The sequence below is a fragment of the Streptacidiphilus fuscans genome (assembly GCF_015690355.1).
GTDB classification, from domain to species: Bacteria; Actinomycetota; Actinomycetes; order Streptomycetales; family Streptomycetaceae; genus Streptacidiphilus; species Streptacidiphilus fuscans.
This window is the reverse complement of sequence record NZ_JADPRT010000002.1, coordinates 427,498-446,812: the sequence shown is the minus strand read 5'-3', so window position 1 is coordinate 446,812 and position 19,315 is coordinate 427,498. Positions and strand designations below refer to the sequence as shown.

General features: G+C 71.4%; 15 protein-coding genes. 8 read left to right on the top strand and 7 right to left on the bottom strand.

All coding sequences use genetic code 11. The features are described from left to right. Position 1: 1 nt before the first annotated feature. Positions 2-1,219, bottom strand: coding sequence for a YncE family protein (locus I2501_RS05685; RefSeq protein WP_196192704.1), 1,218 nt, complete (start codon positions 1,217-1,219; stop codon positions 2-4). Then, on the bottom strand, positions 1,219-2,007 hold the full coding sequence (locus I2501_RS05680; RefSeq protein ID WP_196192703.1) for a polysaccharide deacetylase family protein: 789 nt from the start codon (positions 2,005-2,007) through the stop codon (positions 1,219-1,221). Before I2501_RS05680 ends, I2501_RS05685 begins: the two co-directional genes overlap by 1 nt. A 63-nt stretch (positions 2,008-2,070) precedes the next feature. On the opposite strand from I2501_RS05680, the gene I2501_RS05675 reads away from it, so the two are divergent. Next, the gene (locus tag I2501_RS05675) at positions 2,071-2,877 is read left to right on the top strand and encodes an enoyl-CoA hydratase/isomerase family protein (protein ID WP_328806222.1); all 807 of its coding nucleotides are present in this window, start codon (positions 2,071-2,073) and stop codon (positions 2,875-2,877) included. Between the two features lie 255 nt (positions 2,878-3,132). Here the strand turns inward: I2501_RS05675 and I2501_RS05670 are convergent, their stop codons facing one another. Further along, on the bottom strand, positions 3,133-3,354 hold the full coding sequence (locus tag I2501_RS05670) for a hypothetical protein (RefSeq protein WP_196192701.1): 222 nt from the start codon (positions 3,352-3,354) through the stop codon (positions 3,133-3,135). A 31-nt stretch (positions 3,355-3,385) separates the two neighbouring features. Continuing rightward, positions 3,386-4,558: an inorganic phosphate transporter gene (locus I2501_RS05665; RefSeq protein ID WP_196192700.1), complete on the bottom strand. Its 1,173-nt coding sequence runs from the start codon at positions 4,556-4,558 to the stop codon at positions 3,386-3,388. Between the two features lie 396 nt (positions 4,559-4,954). Between I2501_RS05665 and I2501_RS05660 the strand changes: the two genes are divergently transcribed. Then, positions 4,955-6,394 (top strand): C40 family peptidase, encoded by a 1,440-nt coding sequence (locus I2501_RS05660; RefSeq protein WP_196192699.1) that lies wholly within the window; start codon positions 4,955-4,957, stop codon positions 6,392-6,394. A 12-nt stretch (positions 6,395-6,406) separates the two neighbouring features. Here I2501_RS05660 and I2501_RS05655 read toward each other — a convergent pair whose 3' ends face one another. Beyond that, the gene (locus I2501_RS05655) at positions 6,407-8,725 is read right to left on the bottom strand and encodes an FdhF/YdeP family oxidoreductase (RefSeq protein ID WP_196192698.1); all 2,319 of its coding nucleotides are present in this window, start codon (positions 8,723-8,725) and stop codon (positions 6,407-6,409) included. Between the two features lie 305 nt (positions 8,726-9,030). Here I2501_RS05655 and I2501_RS05650 point away from each other — a divergent pair, with 305 nt between their 5' ends. Next, the gene (locus I2501_RS05650; RefSeq protein WP_196192697.1) at positions 9,031-9,885 is read left to right on the top strand and encodes a fumarylacetoacetate hydrolase family protein; all 855 of its coding nucleotides are present in this window, start codon (positions 9,031-9,033) and stop codon (positions 9,883-9,885) included. A 134-nt stretch (positions 9,886-10,019) separates the two neighbouring features. Here the strand turns inward: I2501_RS05650 and I2501_RS05645 are convergent, their stop codons facing one another. Together I2501_RS05645 and I2501_RS05640 are read right to left on the bottom strand one after the other, a co-directional pair. Further along, positions 10,020-10,796 carry a TetR/AcrR family transcriptional regulator gene (locus tag I2501_RS05645; RefSeq protein ID WP_196192696.1) on the bottom strand — a complete coding sequence of 259 codons (777 nt, stop codon included), beginning with the start codon at positions 10,794-10,796 and terminating at the stop codon, positions 10,020-10,022. A 134-nt stretch (positions 10,797-10,930) separates the two neighbouring features. Then, positions 10,931-11,845 (bottom strand): AurF N-oxygenase family protein, encoded by a 915-nt coding sequence (locus I2501_RS05640; RefSeq protein ID WP_408022712.1) that lies wholly within the window; start codon positions 11,843-11,845, stop codon positions 10,931-10,933. A gap of 179 nt (positions 11,846-12,024) precedes the next feature. Here I2501_RS05640 and I2501_RS05635 point away from each other — a divergent pair, with 179 nt between their 5' ends. From I2501_RS05635 to I2501_RS05615, 5 genes are all read left to right on the top strand, one after another. After that, complete coding sequence (locus I2501_RS05635) at positions 12,025-12,777, top strand: rhomboid-like protein (RefSeq protein WP_196192694.1); 753 nt, start codon at positions 12,025-12,027, stop codon at positions 12,775-12,777. A gap of 5 nt (positions 12,778-12,782) precedes the next feature. Then, positions 12,783-14,501 (top strand): DUF885 domain-containing protein, encoded by a 1,719-nt coding sequence (locus I2501_RS05630; RefSeq protein ID WP_196192693.1) that lies wholly within the window; start codon positions 12,783-12,785, stop codon positions 14,499-14,501. Positions 14,502-14,728: 227 nt separating this feature from the next. Next, positions 14,729-16,891, top strand: a complete 2,163-nt coding sequence (locus I2501_RS05625) for a DUF4139 domain-containing protein (RefSeq protein ID WP_196192692.1) — start codon at positions 14,729-14,731, stop codon at positions 16,889-16,891. Further along, positions 16,888-18,594 carry a mucoidy inhibitor MuiA family protein gene (locus I2501_RS05620; RefSeq protein ID WP_196192691.1) on the top strand — a complete coding sequence of 569 codons (1,707 nt, stop codon included), beginning with the start codon at positions 16,888-16,890 and terminating at the stop codon, positions 18,592-18,594. Before I2501_RS05625 ends, I2501_RS05620 begins: the two co-directional genes overlap by 4 nt. Positions 18,595-18,725: 131 nt before the next feature. Beyond that, the gene (locus tag I2501_RS05615; RefSeq protein ID WP_196192690.1) at positions 18,726-19,313 is read left to right on the top strand and encodes a prepilin peptidase; all 588 of its coding nucleotides are present in this window, start codon (positions 18,726-18,728) and stop codon (positions 19,311-19,313) included. Positions 19,314-19,315: the final 2 nt, after the last annotated feature.

The following is a 19,315-nucleotide window of genomic DNA, read 5'->3' as shown; positions in this document are numbered from 1 at the left end:
CTCAGCGGAAGACGCCGGTGTGGCCCAGCGAGTACCGGCCGGGCTGCGGGTAGACGCAGAGCCCGTGCGGGCCCTCGCCGACGGGGATCTCCGCCAGGAGCTTCCCGTCGGTCGTCGACATCGCGTAGACGACGCCGTTGTAGCGGCCGGAGAGCCACAGCACCTTGCCGTCGGCGGAGACGCCGCCCATGTCGGGGCTGCCGCCGCCGGGGATCCACCACTTGTGGACCAGCTTGCCGGTGGCGAAGTCCAGCACCGAGATCGAACCCTCGCCCCGGTTGGAGACGTAGAGGGACTTCGAGTCCCTGCTGACGTAGAGGCCGTGCGCGCCCGCGCCGGTCGGGAGCAGCGTCGGCTTGGAGAAGGTGTCTCCGTTCATCTCCCAGACGCCGTTGGCGACCATGTCGGCGATGTACCAGACCTTGCCGTCCGGGGAGATCTTCACGTCCTGCGGCATCGAGCCCTGGAAAGGGATCTTCTGCTCGGCGGTGATCGCCATCTTCTCCGTGTCGACCTTGAGCAGGTCGCCGGAGAACTCGCAGGAGACGATGAAGTACCGGCCGTCCGGCGAGAAGTCGGCGTGGTTGACGCCGTCGCACTGGGACGGGACGGCCTTGACCACCTTCATGGTGTGCGCGTCGCGGAAGACCAGCTGGTGGTCGGCCGAGGCCATGACGATCGCGTACTTGCCGTCCGGGGTGAAGTAGAGGTTGTACGGGTCGTGCACGTCGACCGCCGCGCCCGAGACCTTGCCCGTGGCCGGGTCGATCGGGGTGAGCGTGTTGCCGAGGTCGTTGTTGACCCAGAGCGTCTTCAGGTCCCAGGAGGGGACCACGTGCTGCGGCTCGTGGCCGACCTGGATCGTGTCGATCACCTTGTAGGTGGCGGGGTCGATCACGCTGACCGTGTCGGAGAGCGTGTTGGGCACGTAGATCCGGGACGGGAAGTTCTTGACCGCCGGGGAGAGCTGGTTCGGCCGGTCGGCGGCGTAGAGGTCCGTGGCGGAGAGCAGCGGCGGCATGCCAGGCAGGGCGTTCGGGTCGCGGCTCTGTCCCGCCGCGTCCGCCTCCGCAGCATCGCGCGCCCCGGATCCGCCGAGCTTCTGCGTGGCGTTCTGCGTCGAGGCGCCGCCGGACGAGCAGGCGGTGGTGACCAGCAGGGCGGCGGCGCTCAGGGCGGCGGCGGTGGCAAGGCGGCGGCGAGGGGTTCGCGTCAGCATCAGCTCAGCAGCTCCGAGGTCGTGACAGCGCTCAGTCGGCGCTGGTGCAGGCCGGCAAGGATCGCGGGCAGGGCGGCGACCGTGCCGGTGTGCCCGAAGTGCATCGAGACGACGGACCCCGCCCGGGTCTGGTCCAGCACCGTCCGGGTCACCGCGCCGGCGCCGGGGTCCTGCCAGTCGAGCGAGTCCACGTCGTAGGAGAGGCAGTGGCCGTAGCCGACGCGGCGTGCCTGGGCTTCGACGGCCGAGGTGCAGTCCTGCGCCTGGGACGGACGGAACCACGTCCCGATCGAGCCTGTCAGCTGCCGCAGGCGCTGGGCGCAGCGGTCGATCTCGGCGTACGCCTGGTCGGGGGAGAGGGAGGAGATCGCCAGGTGGTTCTGGGTGTGGTTGCCGAGCTCGTGGCCGCCGTCCAGGATCCGCCTGGCCATCTCGGGGTAGGCGTCCAGCCAGCTGCCGACCGCCATCACCGTGATCCGCGCGCCCGCGCGCTCGGCCTCAGCGAGCACGTCGCGGGCGATCGCCGGATCGCCCTGGCCGTGGAAGGTGAGCGCCACCCGGTCGGTGTTCTTCGGCCCGGACTGGATCTCGAACGGAAGGGCGGCCAAGGCCTGGGACGCCGTGGCGGTACGCGTCGCCGACGACGCGTCCGGTGTGGGCGCGGCGGGTGTGCCCGACCGGGCGGGGGACGGGCGGGCGTCCGTGCCGGACGCGCAGGCGCTGAGCACGGTGCCGGCCGCGCCGAGCGCGGCGCCGCGGAGGAGGGCGCGTCGATCCAGGGGGCTCACCGTCCCGACGATATGCAGAAGGTCACATATCCGCGCGGCGAGGATCTGACGGATGATCGAGTCGTGCTGACCGCCGAACGCAAGGACCTGCCGTACTCCGTCCCGGGCCTCCGGCTCGCCCTCGGGGAGGACGGCGTCGCCGTTCTGACGCTCGATCGGCCGGAGAAGAAGAACGCGCTGACCCGGACGATGTGGGCCGCGATCCCGGGGATGCTCGCCCGCCTTGCGGAGGAGCCCGGCGTGCGGGTGCTGCTGCTCGCGGGCGCGGGCGGGGCGTTCTCCGCCGGGGCGGACATCGCGGAGCTGGCCGAGGTCTACGGCAGTCCGGAGGCCGCCGACGCCTACCACGCCGTCAACGTCGCCGCCGAGACCGCGCTGGCGGAGTTCCCGCACCCGACGCTGGCCGTGATCGACGGCCCGTGCGTCGGCGGCGGCTGCCAGCTCGCCGTCGCCTGCGACCTGCGGTTCGCCGCGCGGGGCGCGCGGCTGGGGATCACCCCCGCGAAGCTCGGCATCGTCTATCCGGCGGTACCGACCGCCCGCCTGGCACGGCTGCTCGGCCCGGCCCGCGCGAAATACCTGCTGTACTCCGCCGAACTGGTGACGGCGGACCAGGCGCTGACCTTCGGCCTGGTCGACGAGGTCGCGGACGACGCGGCGTCCGTGGCCGACCGCGCGCTCGCCTTCGCCCGGACCCTCGCCTCCCGCTCCGCGCAGACGCAGGGCGCGGTCAAGGCGGTCGTCGACGCGACCGTCGCGGGCGGCGACCCGCAGGTGGCTGTCGCCTCCTGGGAGCGCGCCTCCCGCACCACCCCTGACGTCCGCGAGGGCCTAGCGGCCTTCCTGGAACGCCGCGCGCCCCGGTTCTGAGGAAGGGTTTTCGCAGGCGAGGTAGTTGCACTGCTTAGGGGCGCTCGTGTGCGGCTCCGCCGCGCGGGCGCGAGAAGGCGGGTGTGCGCTCTGGCAGGTAGATGCACTACCTAGGGGCGCGGGGAACTGCGCGACAAGCCACCCGCGCAGGTAGAGCCCCGACCTAACAGGGCCATCCGCTCATCGGTGGTTTCTCGCGCAGTTCCTCGCGCCCCTAAAGAAGCAAAGTGCAACGTCCCGCCGTGGGACGGGCGCTCAGCCGCCCGAGATCAGGTACAGGCCGTAGCCGACCGCGCTCGCGCACAGCGCGAAGCTGAGGACCGCGGTGCTCAGCGCCAGCGTCCCCGCGCCGCCGTCACTCACGCGGCTCCGCCGCGCCAGTGCGCTGACGCCGACGCAGAACGCCCCGACCACCGCGACGGTGATCACGACACTGGCTCCGAACGTGCTGCCCAGGGCAGCCCAGTTGATGTTCATGCTGCTGGTACTCCTTCGGCCGAAGCCCGACTCAGGCCGCGATCACGGGCGACGGGGAGGCGACCGCCGGCTGCCCGGCGGCGGCGCCGACGGGCAGCGGGTCCTCGGCGACGACGTTGGCCGCGCTGATCCGCTGGCCGCGCGAGGCCACGTAGATCCACGCCGCGATGCCCGCGCCGATCAGGCCGAGGGCGATCTGGCCCCACGCACCCTGGTCGGCCAGCAGGACGCCCGCGCCGCCGACCAGACCTGCGGCCGGCAGCGTCAGGACCCACGCGTACGTCATCTTCCGCACGGTGTTCCAGTGGACCGTTCCGCCGACCTTGCCCTTGCCCGCGCCCATGATGCCGCCGGAGCAGACGTGGGTGGTGGACAGGCCGTAGCCCATGTGCGAGGAGGTGAGGATGACCGTGGCCGCCGCCGTCTGCGCGGTGAAGCCCTGCGAGGCGTCGACCTCGGTGATGCCCTTGCCCATCGTGCGGATGATGCGCCAGCCGCCGATGTAGGTGCCGAGGCCCATGGTGAGGCCCGCGGCCAGGATGACCCAGAGCGGCGGGTTGGAACCGGGGGCCAGCGAGTGGGCGGTGATCAGGGTCAGCGTGATGACGCCCATCGTCTTCTGGCCGTCGCTGGTGCCGTGAGCGACCGAGACCAGCATGGCCGAGGCGACCTGGCCGACCTTGAAGCCCTTCCGGGTGACCTCCTGGTCGCCCTTTGCGGTGAGGCGGTAGGAGAGCTTGGTCGCGCCCCACGCGGCGACGCCCGCCACGATCGGGGAGGCGATAGCCGGGATCAGGATCTTGGTGGCCACCACGTCGACGTGCACGCCGTGCAGGCCGACCGAGACGACCGTCGCGCCGAGCAGCCCGCCGTAGAGGGCGTGCGAGGAGCTGGACGGGATGCCGCGCAGCCAGGTGACGAGGTTCCAGACGATCGCGCCGATCAGGGCGGCGAAGACCACCTGGGGCTGGATGCCCGCCTTCTCGTCGATGATGCCGCCGGAGATCGTCTTGGCGACCGCGACCGACAGGAAGGCACCGCAGAGGTTCAGCACCGCCGAGATGGCGACGGCGACCTTGGGTCGCAGCGCCCCGGTGGCGATCGAGGTGGCCATCGAGTTGGCCGTGTCGTGGAAGCCGTTGGTGAAGTCGAAGGCGAGAGCCGTGATCACTACGGCGGTCACCAGGAACGAGATGTGTCCCATGCCCAAACAATCGTCTCAGCGGGGTGGTCGAGCGTGACCGTAGGGAGCCTTGATGAACGGAAGGTGAACTGACGGACTATCCAGAGTTGCTGCACCTGCTGAAGCATGACAAAACCACCCGTTGTTGATCTTCGTCTGTGGACCGCGCCTCAGCGCTGCCAGGCATTCGATCGTTCCGAGACGATTTCGTGCACCGCCGTATGAGGGATGGGTCACATTCACCGTGTGGTCATCATCACGTGACAAGACGAGGTGTGAGGGGCCTCAGAAATAGCCGAGGCCCCTGCCGCCTGTCGGTGGGACATGGGAGGATCGCCGAGGTTGTCCGTAGGGGGCGGGTGATCGGTGGGTCGTGGGGGCGGAGCCGCGGTGCGCGGCTGACGAAGGGGCGGGCTGGTGCTGGGTATCGGGGGCTTGGAACGTCGTCCGTGGCTGCGCGGGGTGCTCCGTTGCGGGCTGATGCTCGCCGCCGCCTCGCTGGCCGTCATTCCGGCGGCGGGCACCGCGAGTGCCGCCGTGGCGCCCAACCCTGGTGCGGTCGGAGGCACGTCGACGGTCCTGCCCGCAGGGACGGTCACGCTGACCCAGGCCGAGCAGGCGCTGCTGCCGATCCTGACCCACCTGCGCACGCTCTACCAGCAGATGGAGCAGGCCACCCAGGAGTACGACTCGCTCGGCGCACAGTTGCAGCAGGCCCAGGCCGGCGAGCAGAAGCTGAACGCCCAGCTGGCGAACGCCCAGGCCCAGGTCGACGCGGGCACGGTGATCGCCGGTGAGATGGCCCAGCAGCAGTACGCCGCAGGCGGCTTCTCGCAGCTGGCGCAGCTGATCTTCGCCGACGACCCGCAGACGGCCCTCCACGGCAAGGAGCTGCTGGACGCCGCCTCCCAGTCGCAGGCGTCGCTGCTCAAGAAGCTCCACACCGACGAGCAGGTCCTGGCCAAGGCGCAGACGGCGGCCGATGCGGCCCGGCAGCACGTGGCCCAACTCCTCGCCCAGCAGGGCAAGCAGAAGGACGGCATCACCAAGCAGCTGACCGGCGTCGAGCAGCTGGTCTCCGGTCTGACCGGCGCCCAGCGCCAGGAGCTCTCGCTGCTGGAGCAGAAGGAGGCCGACGCGGCCCAGCTGGCGCTGCTGGCCTCCGGCGTCCTCGGCAACCAGGGCACCAAGCCGTCGGCCGAGGGCGCACAGGCGATCGCCTACGCCTTCGGGCAGCTCGGCAAGCCCTACGTCTGGGGCGGTGACGGGCCGGAGGTCTACGACTGCTCCGGTCTGACCTCCCAGTCCTGGCTGCACGCGGGCACGGCCATACCGCGCACCAGCGAGATGCAGTGGGCCGACCTCACCCACGTGCCGCTGGACGAGCTGCGCCCCGGCGACCTGATCGTCTACTTCCAGGACGCCAGCCACGTCGCGATGTACATCGGCGGCGGCATGGTCGTCGAGGCGCCGCATCCGGGTGCGTTCGTCGACATCGAGCCGATGGCCGTGGACCCGATCCTCGGCGCGGTCCGGCCCGACCCGCAGAACCCGTCGATCGGCGGCACCTACACCCTGCCGTACGCGCCGCCCGGATCGAACGGCCCGGTGCCGATCGGTCCGACCCTGCCCGCGGGCACCCCGACGCCGAAGCCCACGCCCAAGCCGACCCCCCGGCCCACGCCGAAGCCCAGCCCGTCGGGGTCGCCCACGGGTCTGCCGACGGGCATGCCCTCCGGCTGGCCGTCGGGTTCGCCCTCGGGCTCGCCGTCCACCTCGCCCTCGCCTTCGACGAGCGGGAGCCCGTCGACGAGCCCGTCACCGTCGGCGACGGGCTCGGCGTCCGCGACGCTCTGAGGCGCGTGGGCCTCAGCCCGCGTCGGGCCGGGAGTCCGGCTGCGTGTCCGGCTCCAGGCGGATCACGACGGACTTCGAGGTCGGCGTGTTGCTGGTGTCGGCCGTGCTGTCCAGCGGGACCAGCACGTTGGTCTCCGGGTAGTAGGCGGCCGCGCAGCCGCGCGTCGTCGGGTAGTGCGCGACCCGGAAGTGCGGCGCGCGCCGCTCGACGCCGTCCTTCCACTCGCTGACCAGGTCCACGTACTGACCCTCCGTCAGGCCGTGTGCGGCAGCGTCCTCGGGGTTGAGCAGCACGATCCGGCGGCCGCCGGTGATGCCGCGGTAGCGGTCGTCCAGGCCGTAGATGGTGGTGTTGTACTGGTCGTGCGAGCGCAGCGTCTGCAGCAGCAGGCGGCCCTCGGGGACGACCGGCGCGGTCATCGTGTTGACGGTGAAGTTGGCCTTGCCCGTCGTCGTCGGGAACGCGCGGGTGTCGCGCGGGCCGTGCGGGAGGGCGAAGCCGCCGGGCGTCTGGATCTTCGTGTTGTAGTTCTCGAAGCCGGGGATCACCCGGGCGATCCGGTCGCGGATGTTGCCGTAGGAGGCGTTGAAGTCCTCCCACGGCACGGTGTTCTTGGGGCCGAGGGTGCGCCGGGCCAGCTTGCAGACGATGGCGACCTCGGAGAGCAGGTCCGGCGCGGGCGGACGGAGCGAGCCGCGCGAGGCGTGGACCATGCCCATCGAGTCCTCGACGGTGACCTCTTGGAGCCCTGCGGCCTGCCGGTCCTGGTCGGTCCGGCCGAGGGTGGGCAGGATCAGCGCCCGCGTCCCGGTGACCACGTGCGAGCGGTTCAGCTTGGTCGACACGTGCACGGTCAGGCGGCAGCCGCGCATCGCCTGCTCGGTGACCTCGGTGTCGGGGGAGGCCGCGACGAAGTTGCCGCCCATGGCGAAGAAGACCTTCACCTTGCCGTCCCGCATGCCGCGGATGGTGTCGACCACGTCCAGCCCGTGCGCGCGCGGCGGGTCGAAGTGGAACTCCTTGCCGAGCGCGTCCAGGAAGGCGTCACTGGGCCGCTCGAAGATGCCCATGGTCCGGTCGCCCTGCACGTTGCTGTGCCCGCGGACGGGGCAGACACCGGCCCCGGGCTTGCCCACGTTTCCGCGCAGCAGCAGGAAGTTGACGACCTCCCGGATGGTCGGCACCGAGTGCTGGTGCTGCGTCAGGCCCATGGCCCAGCAGACGATGATCTTCTCCGACTTCAGCACCAGCTCGGAGAGTTCCAGGATCTGACTGTCCGGCAGGCCTGTGGCCGCGTGGACGTCGTCCCAGTCGGTCCGCCGCGCCTCGGCGGCGAACTCCTCGAAGCCGCCGCAGTGCTGCTCGATGAAGTCGCGGTCGAGAACCGTGCCGGGGTTCTTGTCCTCGGCCTCCAGCAGCAGCAGGTTGAGTGCGCGGAACAGCGCCAGGTCGCCGCCGAGGCGGATCTGCAGGAAGAGGTCGGTCAGCTTGGTCCCGCCGCCGACCAGGCCGCGCGGTGTCTGCGGGTTCTTGAACCGCTCCAGCCCGGCCTCCGGCAGCGGGTTGACGCTGACGACCGTCGCGCCCGCACGCTTGGCCCGCTCCAGCGCGGAGAGCATCCGCGGGTGGTTTGTGCCCGGGTTCTGACCGGCCACGATGATCAGGTCGGCCTGGTAGAGGTCTCTGAGGTGGACGCTGCCCTTGCCGACGCCCAGCGTCTCCACCAGCGCGGAGCCGGAGGATTCGTGGCACATGTTCGAGCAGTCCGGCAGGTTGTTGGTGCCGAGCTGGCGAGCGAAGAGCTGGTAGGCGAAGGCCGCCTCGTTGGACGTCCGACCCGAGGTGTAGAAGGCGGCCTGGTTCGGGTCGTCCAGCTCCTTGAGCTCGTCCGCGACCAACTGCAGTGCGTCGTCCCAGGAGAGGGGCGTGTAGTGGGTGGCGCCATCCTCCAGCAGCATCGGCGTGGTGAGCCGGCCCTGCTGGCCCAGCCAGTAGCCGCTGCGCTCGGCCAGGTCCGCCACCGAGTGCTCGGCGAAGAACTCGGGGCCGACGCGACGCAGCGTCGCCTCCTCGGCCACGGCCTTGGCGCCGTTCTCGCAGAACTCGGCGGTGTGGGTGTGGTCCGGCTCCGGCCAGGCGCAGCCGGGGCAGTCGAAGCCGTTCGGCTGGTTCAGCTTGAGCAGCGTCTTCACCGCGCGGGGCAGGCCCATCTGCGCGGCGGCGATCTGCGTGGTGTGCCGAAGGGCGGGAACGCCTGCGGCGGCGTGCTGGGGTTCGCCGGTCGCGGGCGCGTCCTGCGCCGGATCGGTCACGGGAGCCTTGCGCGCCATGCGCTCCACCTTTCGCCCTGTGGGCCGCCCTGCACGGTCCTCGGTTCTCGTCCTGGTGCTCGTCCTGAGCCGGGGACATCCTTCCATCTCGCGCCGTTCGAGTGAATCGTTCTATTCAGAGTGGGCGGCGGTTTTTGGATTTGTGCAGGTCGGAGCCGTTGTTACCCGTCCGTATGGCGGTCGGCCCATGGTCGGGTGATCCTACAGTTTGATAGAAGTGGGGTTCTTTCACGTTCAACTTCACGTGCAACTCCGAGCGACGGTGGGCGACCGGACCGTCCCGATCGCAAAGTGGGTGATCGCAGGTGCGTTTCCTGCGCATAGGACCGACGGGCGCTGAGCGCCCCGCACTGCTCGCCGCGGACGCGGAGAGCGCCTTCGACCTGTCCGCGCTCACGCCGGACATCGACGCCGCGTTCCTCGCGGCGCTCACGCCCGAGCGCCGTGCGGAGATCGCCGCACGCGCGGACGCGGGTGAGTTCCCGGCGATCGAAGGTCGGGTGGGCGCGCCGGTGGCGCGCCCCGGAAAGGTGGTCTGCATCGGCCTCAACTACCGCGACCACGCGGAGGAGGCGGGTCAGCCGATCCCGGCCGAGCCGGTGGTCTTCCTCAAGTCCAGCGACTGCGTCGTCGGCCCCGACGACGAGGTCCTGGTCCCGCGCGGCAGCGAGAAGACCGACTACGAGATCGAGTTGGCCGTCGTGATCGGCGCGACCGCCCGCTACCTCGCCTCCCCGGAGGACGCGGACGCGGCGATCGCGGGCTACACCATCACCAACGACGTCACCGAGCGCGCCTGGCAGTTGGAGCGCGGCGGCACCTGGGACAAGGGCAAGTCCTGCGACACCTTCAACCCCATGGGCCCGTGGCTGGTCACGGCCGACGAGGTCCCCGACCCCCAGGCGCTGGGGCTCCGCCTTTCGGTCAACGGCGAGGTCCGCCAGAACGGCTCGACCGCGAACATGATCTTCAACGTCCGGCATGTCATCTGGTACCTCAGCCAGTTCATGACCCTCCACCCCGGCGACGTGGTCAACACCGGCACCCCGGCGGGCGTGGCCATGGGCCTCCCGAACCAGCCGTGGCTCAGCGTGGGCGACGTCGTCGAGCTTCAGATCGACGGCCTCGGCAGCCAGCGCCAGGTCCTCGGCAAGGCCTGAGCCTTAAGGGGTGCGGGGAACTGCGCGACAAGCCACCCTGTGTGGTGAGTCGCTGAACGAGCAGGGCCATCCCGACAGGGTGGTTGCTCGCGCAGTTCCCCGCGCCCCTGGCATGGTGCAACGTTGCCTTTGGGCTACTCCTCTGCGGGCAGTAGCAACTCCGTCAGCCCCTCGATGAGCTTCGCTCCAGGGCCTTCGCCCTGGTAGTGGGCGAGCAGCCCGCGCAGGACCGTCGCGCTCTGGCGGTCGTGGAGGGCCGTCACCGCGAACATCGCCACGAACTCGTCCACCAGCCAGTCGCGCAGCGACTCTGCGCTGCCGACGCCGCCCTCGTCGAGCCAGGTCAGTGCCGTCGCCTCGACGACCGCGACCCAGGAGCGGATCAGCAGGGCGAGTCGGGGGCCGGGGTCGCTGACCCCGAGGTGTTCGACGATGTTGGTGAACGCCGACCGCCGGACCTCGTCCACGATCGCGTCCGTGCGCTGCGTCTCCACCGCCGAGCCGCCGCGCAGCAGCGCGCCGTAGCCCGCCGCGTGCTCGCGGACGAACGCGAGGTAGCGGTCCAGTGCGTAGGCGAGCCGCTCGGTCGGGGTTCCCTCCGCGGGGGAGACGAAGCGGGCGGCGAGCTCGCTGGCCGCGCTGCCCAGTGCGGCCTCGTACAACTGCTGCTTGCCGCCCGGGAAGTAGCGGTAGACCAGCGGGCGGGACGCCTCCGCCGCCGCGGCGACGTCGTCGAGGGAGACCTCCTCCGGCGTGTGCCGGCTGAACAGCTCCAGCGCGACCGCGATCAACTGCTCGCGACGCTGCTCCACGGGCAGGCGCCGGTACGGACCGCGGCGCGCTCGGGTCGTGGCCGTGGCCGTGGTCGGTGTCGCGGAAGCCGCGTCGGGCGTGGCAGGCGCTCGGGTCACCTGATCACCTTACGCTGCCGTTCTGTTCGGCGACGCGGCGTGCCCGAGACCCGACCCGAGGTCTGGCCTGAGCCCCTGCCCGAGACGCGACCCGAGGCGGCACAGCCCGGCGCACAGCCCCCGGCCGGACGGCCTCAGAGCAGGCCCGACCGCCGCCACTCGGCGCGCACCGCGCGGCCGTGGATGACGCCCGTCTCCTCCAGGAACTCCACCAGCTTCTCCGCCGACCACCGCATGGTCTCCCTGCGGTGCTCGCTCGCCCGGACCTGGCGCAGGCACTCGTCCACGTCCAGACCGGCACCGGCGTAGACCTTGGGGCTGATCAGCGAGCGGGCCACGACGACCGCGGCCTGGCCGGAGGTGAGCCGGGTGAAGCTGCGCTCCCACAGCGGCGCGGTCACCATCTGGCGACGCAACTCCTCACGCGCGTACCGGACATGGCGGGTCTCCTCGACGACGTGGATCCGGGTGATGCCGCGGACCAGCGGCTGGATCCGCTCGTCGGGGAAGGTGACCCGCTGCATCCGGTCGAGGATCTCCTCGACCAGCAGTGTCGCGGTGAAGGCCGCGGGCGTCGGCGCGGTGGTCTTGAGGATGCGGCCGAGGAAGCGGGACATCCCGCCGGGCTGGTACCAGCCGGTCTCCAGCTTGGCGACCATGCGCGCGAACATCTTGGAGTGCCGGCACTCGTCGGCGACCTCGGTGAGCGCGTACTGGACGTGGCCGGTGCGCGGGTCCAGGTCGTAGATGTGCCGAGCGAGCAGCTGCATCAGGATGACCTCGAACCAGATGCCCGCCGAGGCGAGGCTGGCGGCCTCGTGGCGGGACAGCTCGATCCGCTGCTCCTCGCTCATCCGCTCCCACATCGGCGTCCCGTAGAGGGAGACGAGGTGCTCGGGCAGGAACCAGAGGCCGGGGACGAGCGGGGCGTCCCAGTCGAGCTCGGTCTCCGGGTCGAAGGAGTGCTTGGCCGAGGCCGTCAGCAGCCGTTCGGCGACCAGTTCGCGGTCGCTGAGCAACAGGGAGGGGGCGCCCGGGGTCGTCGTCATCGCCATGCTGTTATGAGACTGCGTGTCAGCAAGAGTGTCAATCCCTTCGGCGCCGACTTCCCCTTTCGGGGCGAGTTTCCTGGGCGGATTCGTGGCGCGAGTTGTCCACAGGCGGGGTTTGTCCACAGGGTGAGCAGTGTGCGGCGGGAAAGAAGTGGTTCTTGTGCAGAATGGCCCACATGACGCGAGTCGCCCGCCCCGTCCGGCCCGGTTCCGAGCCGCCGCCGTCCAACCTCGTCGCCAGAGCGGCCACGAGGCTCTGGGCGCTGGCCCGGTTCCTGATCCGGTCCGCGCCCGGCACGTACCTCTGGCTCTTCGTCCTGGGCATCAACACCCTTGCGCTGACGCGGATGTCGCCTCGCTTCAAGCACTGGTTCCTGGCCACCCACAGCACCAACCTCGTCGAACTCAGCCACCATCCGGTCAAGGTGCTGATCAGCAGCGCGTTCTGGACCGAGACGCCGAGCTTCTTCTTCTGGTTCGTGATCTTCAACCTGTTCCTGGTCCCGGCCGAGTGGTGGCTCGGCACCGCCCGCTGGCTGGCGGTCGTCGTGCTCGCGCACGTCCTCGCCACGCTCATCAGCGAGGGCACGGTGCAGCTGATGATCAACGCGCACATGTACCCGCACCGGGAGCGGTTCGTGATCGACATCGGCGTCAGCTACGGCCTCTCCGGGGGAGTCGGCGTGCTGGCGTGGTGGTGGGCCAAACCCTGGCGCTGGTGGTATCTCGGCATCTCCGCGGCGTTCTACGGCGTTCTGCTCGGGGTCTCCACCAACTTCACCAATCTGGGCCATCTCTGCGCCTATCTGATCGGTGTCGCCTGCCTGCCGCTCACCCGTGGACGACGCGGCGGAGACATGACGCCGGCCCAGCTCGTCACTCCTCTTCGAAAACGGCTGACTGGCACCCCTCTCCGTGGTGCAGGATGACCCGCATGGCAGACACCCAATCCCTCGCAGCTTCCCCCGCAGCTGAGACGCCCCGTCGGATCGCGGACGCGTACGTCGACGCGGTGGCCGAGCAGAACCCCGTCACCGCCGCATACCTGGGCGTCAATCCGGGCGACACGCGTCAACCCGACCTCTCCCCGCAGGGGTTCGACGCCGAGGCGGATCTCGCCCGCCAGGCGTTGGCCCGGCTGGACGCGCTTCCGGCCGAGGCGTTCGAGGACCCGGCCGAGGCGGCGTGCGCCCGGCTGCTGCGCGAGCGTCTGACCGCACAGCTCGCGCTCCACGAGGCCGGGGACCACCTCCGCTCGCTCAGCAACATCGGCGCGCCGATCCACGACGTCCGTGCCATCTTCTCGGTCGCCCCGAGCGAGACCGAGCAGGACTGGGCCGCGCACGTCGGCCGGATGGGCAACGTCGCCGGGGCGGTCCGCGGCTACCAGGCCACCCTGGCCGAGGGTCTGCGTCGCGACCTGGTCAGCGGCCCGCGTCAGGTGGCGACGGTCGGCACCCAGCTGGACTCCTGGTTCGGCGAGAGCCTGACCGACGAGAAGAACTGGTACAGCTCCTTCGCCGCCGACTGCCCCGCGGACCTGCGGGCCCAGCTCGACGCCAACGCCGAGCAGGCGTCCGTCGCCGTCGCCGAGTTCTGCGCCTGGCTGCGCGACACCTACGCGCCCGTCGCCGCCGACCGTCCCGACACCGCCGGGCGGGAGCTCTACACGCGCTCCGCGCGCTTCCACAGCGGCGCCGACCTGGACCTCGACGAGGCGTACGCCTGGGCGTGGACGGAGTTCCACCGCCTGGAGGCCGAACTCGTCGCCGAGGCCGACAAGGTGAAGCCCGGCGCGACCCCGCGTGAGGCCTCCGAGTACCTGGAGACCGACGGCCACTCGGTCGAGGGCGTGGAGGAGATCCGCGTCTGGCTGCAGGACATCATGGACAAGGCCATCGAGGCCCTCGACGGCACGCACTTCGACATCCAGGGCAAGCTGCGCCGCGTCGAGTCCCGGATCGCCCCGGCCGGCTCCGCCGCCGCGCCGTACTACACGCAGCCCAGCCTGGACTTCTCCCGTCCCGGCCGCACCTGGCTGCCGACCATGGACAAGACCACCTTTCCGACCTGGCAGCTCGTCAGCATCTGGTACCACGAGGGCGTTCCGGGCCACCACCTGCAGCTGGCCTCCTGGGTCGCGGCGGCCGACACGCTCTCCCGCTACCAGGTCACCCTCGGCGCCGTCAGCGCCAACCTGGAGGGCTGGGCGCTCTACTCCGAGCGCCTGATGGACGAGCTCGGTTTCCTCACCGACCCGGCCCACCGCCTCGGCTTCCTCGACGAGCAGATGATGCGCACGGTCCGCGTCATCATCGACATCGGCATGCACCTCGGCCTCACCATCCCGGCCGACTCCCCGTTCCACCCCGGTGAGACGTGGACGCCGGAGCTGGGGTCGGACTTCTTCGCGGCCTACGTCGGCGCGCCCGCGGAGATGCGGGAGAGCGAGATCATCCGCTACCTGGGCTGGCCGGGCCAGGCCATCGGCTACAAGCTCGGCGAGCGCGCCTGGCGTCGCGGCCGCGACGCGGCGAAGGCGGCGGCGGAGGCGCGCGGCGAGGAGTTCGACCTCAAGGCGTGGCACATGAAGGCCCTCGCTCAGGGTTCCTTCGGGCTGGACGACCTGGTCGCCGAGCTCAGCGCGCTGTAGGGGTCGGGTCTCGATCGGATGGTCCGGTCGGGCGGGCCCGGCCGGACCATCTGGGGGCGGACTGGCTGGGTCGGACCGACCTGGTTCGGTTGGACCGGGCCGGATCGTCCGGGGCGGGTGCCATGCCTGCCGTACCCGAGTCCGTGGTGCCTGCGACGGCAAAGGCCGCGCGGGGGCCGGGGGCTCGGGTTACGGTAAGGCCCTCTGCTGACTACGAGGGAGACCACGTGGAGCACGAGCTGCTGGTCGCGCAGTCGCGGCTGGATTCCGTCACTGTCCATACCGACGGCGCACTCTGCCGCCGCCGGGTGTGCGTCCAACTCCCGGCCGGTGTCTCCCGGGTACGGCTCGCCGGTCTGCCCCTGGTCTCCGACCCGCACAGCCTGCGGGCCCGCGTCGTCGACAGCCGGGAGACCACGCCCGCACGGGTGCTGGACGTGCGACGGGAGGAGCGGGCGGAGGTCGTGCCGCGCGAGCAGCTCGCCTCACTCCAGCGCGAGCTCGACGCCGCGCAGGAGGCCTACGACGTCGCACGCGCCCGGCGCGACCGGATCGCGGCGCGCTCCGAGACCACCTTCGCGCTACGGCCCGTTCCGCCCCTGCCCCGGCGTGGGGACCCGCCTCGTCCCGCTCCCGTCGAGGCGGTCATCGCGCTCGCCGGCTTCGCGGACGCGCGCCTTGACGGACTCAACGCCCAACTCCTCGCGGCGGAGGGGGTGTTCGAGCGGGCCGAGCACGGCCTGGACGTCGCACGGCACCGTCTCGCCGAGGCTTCGCACGCGCTTCCGACGGAGTCGACACGGACGACGGCCGACGCCGTGGTCACGATCGACCTCGGGTCTGGTGGGTCGGGCGTTGCAGCCCGTTCGGAGGCCGCGGACGGATCGGAAGGGGAGCCGGAGAGGGAATTGGAACTGGAACTGGAGTACGCCGTCCCGGGTGCGACTTGGTTCCCGTCCTACCGGCTCCAGCTCGCCCGTCGAACGTCGACCGAGGCCGGTTCCGCGCACGACAGCCTCTCGCTCCGTGCGTCCATCGCTCAACGCACGGGTGAGGACTGGACCGGCGTGCGGCTCAGCCTCTCCACCGCCGCGCTGCTGACCCGCTCCGTGATGCCGCAACTGCGCTCCATCCGCCTGGGTCGACGGCAGGCCGAGCAGCCCGCACCGCCGTGGCGGGAGGCTCCGGCAGGCCTGAGCGGACTCTTCGGCGGCTACGACGCAGCGGCCGCGGACGCTCCGGCTCCGACAGGGCATGAACCGGTGCCTGTGGCAGCGCGCGGTCTGGGCAAGGCGGTCGCCGGTGCCGGTGCCGGGGTCGGCGCTGTCGGTGGCAACGACGGTGAGCGGGAGCTGCGTCCGGCGATGCGCCGTGCCGCTCCGCGTGCTGCGGTGTTCGGTGCTGCCCCTGCCGCTCCGGGGGCCGCTCCGGGTGGCCCGCCTGCCTACGGCAGTGCGCGTGCCCAGCCGATGGCCGCTGCCTTCGCAGCTCCGCCACCTGCGGGCTCGGCCGCGCCCGGCCGGGCGTTGCCCGCTTCCGAGCCGACCCTCGACGTCGCCCTCCGCGACCTCGCCGGGCTCGAACTCGCAGGTCCGGGCGCGCCGATCGGAGCCCGGGGCACGCTCGCTCCGAGCACGCCGGGCACGCCCAGTGCGGCGGTCGAGCGGGAGTACCGGCAGCGCGCGCATTCCGTGCGCGGGCTCGCGGTGCCGCCGCACGCCGTGCCGGTCGCCGAATCCGCCGCCTTCGACCACCGCTTCGACACCGCAGCCAGGGTGGACGTGCCCGCCGACGGCGCCTGGCACAGCGTGGCCGTCGCGGAGTTCCCGGTCGGCTTGACGCTCCGTCATCTCTGCGTGCCGTCCCTGGACCCGCAGGTGTACGCCACGGTCGAGCTGGCCAACACCAGCCCGCACGCACTGCTGCCCGGCCCGCTCGACGTGGTCGTCGACGGCGAGTACAGCACCACCGTCGCCATGCCCGCCCTTGCGCCCGGCGCGCGCAAGCGGATCGGGATCGGGGTCGAGGAGGGCGTGCGGGTCGCCCGCCACAGTCGTTCCGCCGAGTCGTCCAGCGGCCTGCTCGGCGGTACGACCGTGATCACCCAGCGTGTCGAGGTCGAGGTGGCCAACCGCCTCGACCGTCCGATCACCCTCGACGTGCTGGAACGCGTACCCGTCAGCGACGAGAAGGACGCCAGGATCGAGGACACGGCAGCAACGCCGCCCTGGACGGTCGTCCCGCCCGAGGAGGACGAGCACCATCGCCGAGGGCTCCGTCGCTGGCAGCTCGACCTCGCGCCCGCCGCCACCGCCACGCTCACCGGTGGCTACGAGATCCGCATCCCGTCCGCCAAGGCCGTCGTCGGCGGCAATCGGAGAGACGCATGACGACCCCGCCCGATCTCCCCGATCTCCCCGACGCGACCGATCTCCCGCAGTCCTCGCTGGTGCTTGGCGCGCCCGTCACCGCCGTGACCGTGCTGGAGGACCGCGCCGAGGTCGAACGCACCGTGTCGCTGGTCAGTTCGGCGTTGACGCCCGGAGTGCACCGCCTTCGCCTCGGTCCGGTCAGTCCGCTTGTCGTCGATCACTCCCTGCGTGGCGAGCTGGTCGGCGTCCCGGGCGGCAGTGTGCTGGACCTGCGCGTGGTGCGGCGCTACACGCCGAAGCCGCCGGTCACCTCGTCATCCTCCTCCGACGAGCGGTCGGACGTCCCGGACGCATCGGACGTCTCGGTGGTCGAACGGCGCGTCAAGGACCTCTCGCAGCAACTGCGCCGAGCGGAGCTGGAAGTGGACAGGCTCGCCGCGCATGTCGCGGTCCTGGAGCAGCTGCTCGTCGACGTGAACCGTGAGATCGCCGAGAGCGCAGGCGCGGGCGACGCGCACCCGGAGCGCTGGCGTGAGGCCCTCACCCGCCCCGAGGGGGAGTACGACCGCCACGACGACGAGCTCGGCGCGGCCCGCCGCCGCGCGGCGCGTCTCAAGGCCGAGCTGATCGAGGCCCAGGAGGCGTTGGAGGCGTCCGAGACCGCTCCCATGGTGCTCACCGCTGATATCGAGGCGGTTCTCGAAATCCCTGAGGGTGGCGCGGTCCAGACTGATCTGACGCTCCGTCATCTCACGCCCTGCACCCTCTGGCGACCCGCTTACCGGGCCACGCTCGCCACTGCGTTCTCCGCCGGAGAGCAGCCGACGCTGCGACTGGAGCGCGACGCCTTCCTCTGGCAGCGCACGGGCGAGCCGTGGACGGATGTCCGGGTCACCCTCTCCACCGCACGCCCGGCCCGAGCGGCCGAGCCGCCGTTCCTGCCCTCGGACGTGATCTCGCTGCGCGACCGCAGCGCGGAGGAGCGTCGCACGGTCGAGGTGGACCTGCGCGAGGTCGACATCCCTGAGCTCGGACCGACCTTGGGCGAGACCGCCACGCTCTCGACGCTGCCGGGCGTCGACGACGGCGGCGAGGCGCGGCGTCTGGTGATCCCCACCGCCGTGACGGTGCCGAGCGACGGACGCGCCCATCGCGTGCCGCTCGGGGAGACCGCGTCCGCCGCCACGGTCGACCTCGTCTGCCTGCCCGAGCTGTCGCCGCTGGTGCTGCGCAACGTCCGCTTTCGCAACGACTCCGGCGTGCCGCTGCTGTCGGGGCCGGTCGACCTGGTGCGCGACAGCGCCTTCGTCGGACGCGGCGAACTGCGCTTCACCGCGCCCGACGCGCCGGCGGAGCTCTGCCTCGGCAGCGACGACGCCTTCCGCGCTGTTCGCAGCGTGCAGGAGTCGACGGAGACGGTCGGGCTCTCCGGCCGCACCGTGCGCAGCAGGACGGTCCGTGTCGCGCTCACCCGGTTCGCCGCCGAACCGGGCCAGGAGGCGAGCGGCCCGCTCCGCGTCTCCCTGCGCGAGCGGGTGCCGGTCTCCGAGCTGGCCGAGGTGGAGGTCCGGCTCGACAAGGACGGAACGTCACCGCAGCCGGACGCGCTGGACGCCGACGGCATCGCCCGCTGGGAGCTCGACGTCCGGCCGGACGAGCGGCGGACGGTGGTGCTCCGCTACGACGTCGTGGCCGCGCGCAGCGTGTCGATGACCGACTGACCGGCTGACCGGCTGACCGATCGATCGTCAATTCTTCGCCTGCGCAGCCATTTCGAACGAAGCAAAAGCAGTCGGTCGTTCGCTGCGCGAGGATGCCTGGTGAACGACTCGTCGATCGGAGGAGCACGTCTATGAGCGAACAGTCGGCGGCTGATCCCTCTCGCCTCCGCGTGCGTGTCCCCCGGTTGGACGACGAGACACGATCGGTTCTCCGCCGGGACGCTCTTCCGATCACGATCGCCGCGATCGTTTCGATCGTCGCGCTGATCGTTCGTCATGGCTGGACGCTCGTGCTCCCGGCCCAGGCCGTCTTCGTGGTCGCCGCCGCCGCGCTGGCGCTGGTCGACGCGCGCCTGCGCCGACTGCCCGACGCGCTGACCTATCCCGCCTACCCGGCGCTCCTGCTGCTGCTCGCCCTCCCGGGCGCGGGCGGCCCGTGGCTGCGCGCCCTTCTCGCGGCGCTGGCACTCGCCTGCGGCTACTACCTGTTGGCGCTCTTCGGCGGTGCGGGCCTCGGCGACGTGAAGGCCGCCGGGCTGGTCGGACTCGTCGTCGGCTACGAGGGCTGGTTCCGTCTGCTCGCGGCCACCGTCTACGCCTCGCTCCTGGCGGGCGTCTGGGCCGTCGCCCTCCTCGCGACCCGCCGGGCCGGCCGCCGCAGCCAGATCGCCTTCGGCCCGTTCCTGATGTCCGGCGCCCTCCTCGCCCTGCTGCTCTGACC